Below are 8,790 nucleotides of genomic sequence, written 5' to 3' on the forward strand. Positions count from 1 at the left end.
GGCGATGCGGCCGTGCGCGTCGACCAGCAGCACGCCCAGCCCGGCCACGTCGACCGCCTCGCGCGCGAGCCGCGTGATGCGCGCATTGCGGGCGTGCGTGTGCAGCCGCGCCAGCACCTCGGGCGCACGGATCGGCTTGACACGTAGTCGACCCCGCCGCACGCGAAGCCCTCGACCACGTGCGCGGTCTCCGACAGCCCGGTCATGAAGATCACCGGGATGTGCGTCAGCGCCGGGTCGGCCTTGAGGACGCGGCAGGTCTCGAAGCCCGACATCCCCGGCATCATCGCGTCGAGCAGGATCACGTCGGGCACCACCAGGCGCAGCCGCTGCAGCGCCGCCTCGCCGTCGCGCGCGATCAGCACCGTGTAGCCGGCGTCCTCCAGCGTGTCGCACAGCATGCCCAGGCTGCTGGGCGCGTCGTCGACCACCAGCACCACCGGGCGCGCGGTCTCGGGCTGCGGCGGTTCAGGCCGGCTGTCCATCGGCGGCCTCCGTCAGACAGGCCTGCAGACCCTCGAGATCGAAGGCCGCGAGGCAGGCGCGCAGCCGCGCACAGGCCGCGGCATGCCGCGCATCGCTGGCCTCGATCGCGTCGAGCTGACGCCGCAGGCCGTGCACGTGGCCGATCTGCGCCAGCCGCAAGAGCTCGGTGCGCGCCTCGGCCGGCAGGCGGCGCAGGTCGGCCGGGGCCTCCGGCGGCAGTGGCGGCAGGGTCGACGCGTGCGCGGCGATCCACTCGATGCCGAGGTGGCGCTGCAGCGTCGCGATCAGTTCCGACTCGATCACCGGCTTGCCGATGAAGGCCTGGCATTGCGCGGCCAGCAGGCGCTCGGCTGGTTCTCGAACATGTTGGCCGAGACGATCAGGATCGGCAGCGTGTAGCCGGCGTCGCGCACCAGCCGCGCGGTCTGCCAGCCGTCGAGGTAGTCCATCGTGATGTCGAGCAGGATTGCGTCGGGCACCGCCTCGCGCAGGCTGTCGAGGCACTCGCTGCCGCTGGCCGCCTCGCGCAGCACGAAGCCCAGCGGCGCCAGCATGCCGGCCAGCATCTGGCGCTGCACCGGCTGGTCGTCCACCACCAGCAGCGTGCGCCTCGGACCCACGTAGCCGCCCACCTGGCGCGGCGCTTCGGCCTGCGGGCCGGGGTCGCTCACCTCGCGGAGGTAGAGCCGCACGCTGAAGGTGCTGCCGCGCCCGGGTGCGCTGACGAGTCCGAGCTCGCCGCCCATCAGCGAGGTGAGCAGCGCCGTGATGGTGAGGCCCAGGCCGGTGCCGGGCTCGCCACGCCGGCGCCCCGCCGCGCCGCGCTCGAAGGGCATGAAGATGCGCTGCTGGTCCTGCGGCGCGATGCCGATGCCGGTGTCCACCACGTCGAAGCGCACCACCTCGCGCCGGCAGTCGACGTGCAGCGTCACCGTGCCCTCGTCGGTGAAGCGCACCGCGTTGCTCAGCAGGTTGATCAGGATCTGCCGCAGCCGCTTGGCGTCGGCGTGCACCCACGCGGGCATGCGGCCGCTGTGCGTGTAGACGAAGGCCAGGCGCTTGGCCTGCGCCTGCGGCTGCACCATGCGCACCAGCTCGTCCAGGAAGGCCGGCAGCGGCAGCGCCGCCGGCTCCAGCCGCAACCGGCCAGCCTCGATGCGGGCCAGGTCGAGCAGGCCGTCGATCAGCCCCATCAGGTGCGCGCACCGTGCCGCCGCGCGAGCACGGCGGCAACTGCGACATCAAGGACCTGTCACGCGGCTCCAAGATCTACTTCCCGGTGTACGTGGACGGCGCCGGCCTCAGCGTGGGCGACCTGCACTTCAGCCAGGGCGACGGCGAGATCACCTTCTGCGGCGCGATCGAGATGGCCGGCTGGGTGCACATGAAGGTGAGCCTGATCAAGGGCGGCATGGCCAAGTACGGCATCAAGAACCCGATCTTCAAGCCCAGCCCGATCACGCCGCACTACAACGACTACATCATCTTCGAGGGCATCTCCGTCGACGAGCACGGCCAGCAGCACTACCTCGACGTCCACGTGGCCTACCGCCAGGCTTGCCTGAACGCCATCGAGTACCTGAAGAAGTTCGGCTACTCCGGCGCGCAGGCGCACTCCATCCTCGGCACGGCGCCGGTGCAGGGGCACATCAGCGGCGTGGTCGACATCCCGAACGCCTGCGCGACGCTGTGGCTGCCGACGCAGATCTTCGACTTCGACATCAACCCCAGCGCCGCCGGGCCGGTGAAGTACCTCGACGGCTCGATCGACATGCCGCTGTCGCCCGACCTCTGAGTCCCCCGAGGCCGCCGCCATGCCCACCTACGACTACGCCTGCCCCGCGTGCGGCGGCTTCGACGCCTTCCGCACGCTGTCCGCCCGCAACGAGCCGGCCACCTGCCCCGACTGCCAGCGCGAGTCGCCGCGCGTCTTCGTCAGCGCGCCACGGCTGGCGCTGATGGCCGGCAGCACCCGCAGCGCGATCGAGGTCAACGAGCGCGCGCGACATGAGCCGAAGAGCTCGCGCGACTACCAGCGCCTGCGGCACCCGTCGGGCTGCGGCTGCTGCTCCTCCGGCGCGTCCACGCGGCGCGGCGCCACGGTGACCGCGGCCAACGGCGCCAAGGCCTTCCCGAGCAAGCGGCCGTGGATGATCAGCCACTGACGGACACACCCTGCGACAGGCAGCGCGACCGGTTCGCGCAGAATCGCGACTGGCCGGCGCCCCGCGGGACGCCGGCGCACCGTCCGCGAGGAGCGAGCCAATGCGCAAGACCCCCGTCATCGCCGTTGCCCTGATCGCCTGCGCGGCCGCCGTGACCGCAGAGGAACCATCCAAGGTGAAACAGGCCGCGAGCGCGACCGGCGAAGCCGTGTCGAACGCCGCGGTCAAGACCGGCGAAGCCATCGAGCGTGGCGCGAAGAAGACCGGCGCCGCGATCGAGCGCGGCGCGCACAAGGCCGGCGAAGCCATCGAGACCGGCGCCGAGGCCACCGGCCGCGCGGTCCGCAAGGGCGTGCGCAAGACCGGCGAGGTGATCGAGAGCGGCGGGCAGAAGCTCAAGTCGGTCGGCGGCTCGGGCGCGTCCTCGTCCTCGCCGTCCGACTGAGCGTCGCGACGGCTCAGCTGCAGGGCCGCGTCGCCGCGGACGCAGCCGACCGACGCCCGCCCAGCGTCAGCCAGGTCAGCAGCAGCGCGCACAGCGCCGCGGCCGCCATGCCGGCCACCATCGGCCGCGCGCTGCCGTCGGCGAAGCCGCTCATCAGCGCGATCACCACGGCACCGAGCACCAGCTGCAGCGTGCCCATCAGCGCCGACGCGGCACCGGCGATCTCGCCGTGGTCGTCGAGCGCCATCACCGAGGTGGTGGGCACCACCAAGCCGAGGAAGCCGTAGCCGACGAGCATGACGACGATCATCACGTCGAGCCGGTCGATGCCGGCCAGGTTGAACGCCAGCAGCGCACCCAGCGACAGCGCGAAGCCCAGCACCGCCACCCGCACGATGCTCGCGAGGCCGAAGCGTGCCGTCAGCCGGCCGGCGAACTGCGACACGCCGATGAACGAGGCCGCGTTCACGCTGAACGCCAGGCTGTACTCGCGCGGCGTCAGCCCGTAGTGGCCGATGAAGACGAACGACGAGTTGGCCAGGAAGATGAAGAAGCTGGCCATGCCGAAGGCCCCGATCGCGGTGAGCCCCAGGAAATGCCGGTCGCGCAGCAGCAGCGCGAAGGCGCGCAGCGTGCTCGCCACATCGCTCTGTGTGCGCTGCGAGGCAGGCCGCGTCTCCTCCAGCGTCAGCGCCACCAGCAGCAGGCCCACCACGCCGATGCCGGTGACGGCCCAGAAGATCGCGCGCCAGCCGGCGGCGTCGATCACGAAGCTGCCGATCAGTGGCGCGAGGATGGGCGACACGCTGAACACCAGCAGCAGCAGCGACATCAGCCGCGTGGCCTCCACGCCGGTGTGCAGGTCGCGCACGATGGCGCGCGGCACCACGATCGGCGCGCCGCCGCCCAGGCCCTGCAGGAAACGGAAGGCGATCAGCCAACCGATGTCGGGCGCGAGCGCGCAGCCCACGCTGCCGACGATGAACAGCCCGATGCCGACGTACAGCGGCGGCTTGCGGCCGAACATGTCGGAGGCCGGGCCGTAGACCAGCTGGCTGATCGCGAACGACACGAAGAATGCCATCAGGCTCATCTGCACCGCGTGCACGTCGGCCTGCAGCGCGCTGCCGATAGCCGGCAGCGCGGGCAGGTACATGTCGATCGCGAACGGACCGATCGAGGACAGCAGGCCCAGCACCAGGGCCCTGCGCAGGAAAGTCGAATTCATCGGGGAAGGAAGAGGGGACGCGGCAGCCGCCAGCGCCGAAGCCGCCGATCATCCCGAATCGCGTGCGCGGCGTGCGCGCACGGGCAACGAGCGCACACGTCCGGCGCGCCCGCTTGACCGCCGTCAAGGACAGCCCCCGCCCGCGGCCCTAGCCTTCGGCGTTCCGATCCGCCTGCGTTCGCGCCACCCGCCTCCGATGCCTGCTGCCTGTCCCGACCTCGCGCCCCCGTCCGCCGCCCCGAGCGCCATCCCCCACCGCAAGCTGATCCGCGCCTGGCTGGCGCCGCTGGCCTCGCGCAGCACGGCCTACGCGCTCGCGCTGACGCTCGTCGACCTGCTGCTGCTGGGCGCCGCACTGACCGCCACCGTGGCGTTCGAGACGCTGCCGATGAAGCTGCTGGCCGGCATGGCGGCCGGCTTCGTGATCGGCCGCCTGTTCATCCTCGGCCACGACGCCTGCCACCAGAGCCTCACGCCGCACCGTCGGCTGAACCGCTGGCTCGGCCGCCTGGTGTTCCTGCCCTCGCTCACGCCCTACAGCCTGTGGGAGGTGGGGCACAACGTGGTGCACCACGGCTACACCAACCTGAAGGGCTTCGACTTCGTCTGGGAGCCGCGCACGCTCGAGGCCTACCGCGCGCTGCCGCGCTGGCGGCGCAGGCTCGAGCGCGTGTACCGCAGCGGCTGGGCACCCTGGCTCTACTACCTGGTGGAGATCTGGTGGAACCGGCTGCTGTTCCCGAACCGGCGCACCATGCCGACGCGGCGCGCGGCATTCTTCTGGGACGGCGTGCTGGTGGTCGCGGGCGCGGCGGCATGGATCGCCGGCCTGGTGGCGGCCGCGGCGGCCACCGGCCAGTCGGCCACGTTGCTGGTGCTGACGGGCTTCGTGCTGCCCTTCGTGTTCTGGAACGGCATGATCGGCTTCGTGGTCTACGTGCACCACACGCACACCGGCGTGGCGTGGTACGAGGACAAGCGGCGCTGGGCGGACGCCCAGCCCTTCGTGTCCACCACGGTGCACCTGACCTTCCGCTCCTTCATGGGCAGCGCGCTGCACCACATCATGGAGCACACCGCGCACCACGTGGACATGAGCGTGCCGCTGTACCGGCTGAAGCGGGCACAGAAGCTGTTGGAGGAGCGACTCGCGGGGCACATCGTCGTGCAGCCGTTCTCGTGGCGCTGGTACGCCGACACCGCGCGGCGCTGCAAGCTCTACGACTTCGAGGCGGGTTGCTGGACCGACTTTTCGGGTCGCCGGACCAGCACGCCGTTGGCTGCGGGGTGAAGCGTTTGCGTTGCGCGTCGTCGATGTGTGGGGTGGCAGAGGCCATCGAGTGGCCGACACAAATGTGAGCTGCGACGGCGAACACCCATGACGGTGGTGGATCAGGCCGGTGGGGCGCTCTGCGAAGCGAAGTAGAGGAGGAGCCGCCCGGCCTGCAGGGGCGGGCGGCGGGGGACATGAGCGCACCAGAGCGCCCCGCCGGCCTGATCTCGCGCCAGACGCGCACCCATCTCGTCTGTTCGAACGCAACCGCCTATCAAACCGGAAACTGCGTCGTCGACAGCACCTGCTTGAGCACCATGAACGAGCGGATCTGCCGCACGCCCGGCAGGTGCAGCAGCTGCTCGGCATGCAGGCGATTGAAGCTGTCGTTGTCGCGCGTGCGCACCAGCATGAAGTAGTCGAACTCGCCGGTCACCACGTGGCACTCCATGCAGCCCGACACCCGGGCGGCGGCCTTCTCGAAGTCGGCGAAGGAATCGGGTGTGGAGCGGTCCAGCACCACGCCGATCATCACCAGCATGCCGGCATCCAGCGCGGCCGGGTTCAGCAGCGCGACGATGCCCTTGATCAGCCCCGCCTGCTTGAGCCGCTCGACGCGGCGCAGGCAGGCCGGCGCGCTGAGGTTCACCTTCGCGGCCAGCGCCACGTTCGACACCGAAGCGTCGCGCTGCAGCGCGCGCAGGATGGCCTTGTCGGTGCGGTCCAGGCTCGCCGGGGGCGGTGGTGTCGTCGCACGAGAGGGCGCGACACGTTGACGAACTTTTGTTGCGCACATTTTTTATTTCGAGCAATTCAAAGCTTAATTCAGGCCGGTCGGCCTTTCTATGCTGCGCAATAACGGACTTCTTTGCAACCCTGGTTTCAGGCAATTTTCCTAAGATGACGACCATCGTCTTCGCCCTCGCAGGAACCCCGCCATGAACCTCCAGCGCTTCCCTCGCCATCCGCTCACCTTCGGGCCCACGCCCATCCAGCCGCTCAAGCGCCTGAGTGCGCACCTCGGCGGCCAGGTCGAGCTCTACGCCAAGCGCGAGGACTGCAACAGCGGCCTCGCCTTCGGCGGCAACAAGACCCGCAAGCTCGAGTACCTGATCCCCGAGGCGCTGGCGCAGGGCTGCGACACGCTGGTGTCGATCGGCGGCATCCAGTCCAACCAGACGCGCCAGGTCGCCGCGGTGGCGGCCCACCTCGGCATGAAGTGCGTGCTGGTGCAGGAGAACTGGGTCAACTACGCCGACGCGGTGTACGACCGCGTCGGCAACATCGAGATGTCACGCATCCTCGGCGCCGACGTGCGGCTCGACGCCGCTGGCTTCGACATCGGCATCCGCCCGAGCTGGGAGCAGGCGATGGCCGACGTGCGGGCCGCTGGCGGCAAGCCCTTCCCCATTCCCGCCGGCTGCTCCGAGCACCGGCTCGGCGGCCTGGGCTTCGTCGGCTTCGCCGAGGAGGTGCGGGCGCAGGAGGCCGAGCTCGGCTTCAAGTTCGACTACATCGTGGTCTGCTCGGTGACCGGCAGCACGCAGGCCGGCATGGTGGTGGGCTTCGCGGCCGACGGCCGGGCCGAGCGCGTGATCGGCATCGACGCCTCGGCCAAGCCCGAGCAGACCCACGCGCAGATCCTGCGCATCGCGCAGAACACGGCCGAGCTGGTGGGCCTGGGCCGCGAGATCACCGCGCAGGACGTGGTGCTCGACACCCGCTACGGCGGCCCCGAGTACGGCCTGCCGAGCGAGGGCACGCTCGACGCCATCCGCCTGTGCGCACGCCAGGAAGGCATGCTCACCGACCGGTGTACGAGGGCAAGTCGATGCAGGGCATGATCGACAAGGTGAGGCGCGGCGAGTTCCCCGCCGGCTCCAGGGTGCTGTACGCCCACCTCGGCGGCGTGCCGGCGCTCAACGCCTACAGCTTTCTGTTCCGCAACGGCTGAGGCGGCGCCGCGGCTAGCGCGGCAGCTGCGGCGGCGGCAACAGGCGGTCGAGCTTGTCGTCCACCTCGCCTACGTAGGCCGACAGCGTGCGGGTGGACTCGGCGAGCTGCTCCTGCAGCTGGCGCTCCAGCTGTTCGATGCGCGCACCCAGCTCGCGCGTGGTGGCGGCGCCCTGCGCCTCCATCCGGCGCAGCTCGCCGTCGAGGAAGGCGCGCAGCTCGGTGAAGCGCGAGGCCTCGGCGGTGTCGGCCAGCTCGCGGTGCGACTTGAGTTCCTTCGCGGTGCGGCGGGCTTCCATGATCACGCCGGCCTGCTGGAACACGATGTAGACCAGGAACAGCGCCACCAGCACGCCGCTGGCCGCCAGCAGGATCAGGCCGAGCGGCGCGTTCACCTCGGCGAAGCCCAGGGTCAGCGCGGTCGGCGCCGTGATCGCGGGCCAGTTGAGCAGGGCGAACAGCCCCAGCGCGGCCACGGCCGCGGCAATCGCCAGTGCGCGAAGGTTCATCGATGCGGCTCCTCGGTGCATGTCGGGGGGCCGACCATACACCGAGGCCGCCCCGGCGCGGCTCAGGCCTCGACGATCACCTGGAAGCCGCCGAAGATCATGCGCTGGGCGTCGAAGGGGCATTGGTCCATGCCATCCTTCAAGCGCGGATCGGCCATGGACTTCTCCATGCCGCTGTCGCGCGTCTGGCGGTCGGGCCAGGTGATCCACGAGAACACCACGGTCTCGTCGTCCTTGCGCTTCACCGCCATCGGAAACGACGTGAGCTTGCCTTCCGGCACGTCGTCGCCCCAGCACTCCACCACGCTCAGCGCGCCGTGGTCCTTGAACACCTCCGAAGCCTTCCGGGCGATCTGGGTGTAGGCCTCGCGCTGGGCGGTGGGCACGGCCAACACGAATCCATCGACATAGTTCATCGCGCTTCTCCTGCTCGAGTGGGTGATAGGGGCACGACGATCGAGCGCCCCCGGAATCGACAGCGTGCGACGGACGCTTGCATCCGATGGCGAAGCGCCGGTCCGAGGCTTCAGCCTACGCCGGCCGCAATGCCCGACCCGTCGGGTGCGACATGCGCCTACGATCGGCCGCGGCAATACACAGGAACACAGGAGACCCGTGGAGACCGACCCGCACCCCGCCGACCGCAGCCCCCCGGGCACGATCGCCCGCCTCGCGGCCGGCACGCTGGACGCCGCCACGCTGGCGGACGACACGCTGGCCCGCATCGACGC

7 protein-coding genes and 4 pseudogenes are annotated in these 8,790 nt (G+C 70.5%); 5 read left to right on the forward strand and 6 right to left on the reverse strand.

Going from position 1 to position 8,790, the window contains the following annotated elements; all coding sequences use genetic code 11:
* Together x551_RS14985 and x551_RS14990 are read right to left on the reverse strand one after the other, a co-directional pair.
* Positions 1-485, reverse strand: a pseudogene (locus x551_RS14985) (response regulator); the annotation flags it as partial.
* Positions 469-1,685, reverse strand: a pseudogene (locus tag x551_RS14990) (ATP-binding protein); the annotation flags it as partial. The pseudogenes x551_RS14990 and x551_RS14985, both read right to left, overlap by 17 nt.
* On the opposite strand from x551_RS14990, the pseudogene x551_RS14995 reads away from it, so the two are divergent.
* The 3 genes and pseudogenes from x551_RS14995 to x551_RS15005 all read left to right on the forward strand — a co-directional run.
* Positions 1,655-2,281 (forward strand): annotated as a pseudogene (locus tag x551_RS14995) (acetamidase/formamidase family protein); the annotation flags it as partial. The pseudogenes x551_RS14990 and x551_RS14995 sit on opposite strands and share 31 nt — an antisense overlap.
* Before the next feature lie 19 nt (positions 2,282-2,300).
* Entirely contained in the window at positions 2,301-2,651 is a 351-nt protein-coding gene (locus x551_RS15000; RefSeq protein WP_011831166.1) for a zinc ribbon domain-containing protein, read from the forward strand.
* Between the two features lie 100 nt (positions 2,652-2,751).
* Positions 2,752-3,096, forward strand: coding sequence for a hypothetical protein (locus x551_RS15005; RefSeq protein WP_036249232.1), 345 nt, complete (start codon positions 2,752-2,754; stop codon positions 3,094-3,096).
* 13 nt (positions 3,097-3,109) lie between these two features.
* Here the strand turns inward: x551_RS15005 and x551_RS15010 are convergent, their stop codons facing one another.
* A complete protein-coding gene (locus x551_RS15010; RefSeq protein ID WP_036249235.1) occupies positions 3,110-4,324 on the reverse strand; it encodes a multidrug effflux MFS transporter in 1,215 nt (404 codons plus the stop codon).
* A 196-nt stretch (positions 4,325-4,520) separates the two neighbouring features.
* On the opposite strand from x551_RS15010, the gene x551_RS15015 reads away from it, so the two are divergent.
* Entirely contained in the window at positions 4,521-5,615 is a 1,095-nt protein-coding gene (locus tag x551_RS15015; protein ID WP_173402812.1) for a fatty acid desaturase, read from the forward strand.
* 256 nt (positions 5,616-5,871) lie between these two features.
* Here x551_RS15015 and x551_RS15020 read toward each other — a convergent pair whose 3' ends face one another.
* Positions 5,872-6,393 carry an Lrp/AsnC family transcriptional regulator gene (locus x551_RS15020; protein ID WP_036234027.1) on the reverse strand — a complete coding sequence of 174 codons (522 nt, stop codon included), beginning with the start codon at positions 6,391-6,393 and terminating at the stop codon, positions 5,872-5,874.
* 142 nt (positions 6,394-6,535) lie between these two features.
* Between x551_RS15020 and x551_RS15025 the strand changes: the two are divergent.
* Positions 6,536-7,551 (forward strand): annotated as a pseudogene (locus x551_RS15025) (1-aminocyclopropane-1-carboxylate deaminase).
* Positions 7,552-7,564: 13 nt separating this feature from the next.
* Here the strand turns inward: x551_RS15025 and x551_RS15030 are convergent.
* Both x551_RS15030 and x551_RS15035 read right to left on the reverse strand, forming a co-directional pair.
* The gene (locus x551_RS15030) at positions 7,565-8,059 is read right to left on the reverse strand and encodes a LapA family protein (protein ID WP_036234025.1); all 495 of its coding nucleotides are present in this window, start codon (positions 8,057-8,059) and stop codon (positions 7,565-7,567) included.
* 62 nt (positions 8,060-8,121) lie between these two features.
* A complete protein-coding gene (locus x551_RS15035; RefSeq protein WP_036234024.1) occupies positions 8,122-8,475 on the reverse strand; it encodes a DUF1428 domain-containing protein in 354 nt (117 codons plus the stop codon).
* Positions 8,476-8,790: the final 315 nt, after the last annotated feature.

Origin of the sequence: Methylibium sp. T29 (assembly GCF_000576205.1) — a bacterium.
In the GTDB taxonomy this organism is placed as follows: Bacteria; Pseudomonadota; Gammaproteobacteria; order Burkholderiales; family Burkholderiaceae_C; genus Methylibium; species Methylibium petroleiphilum.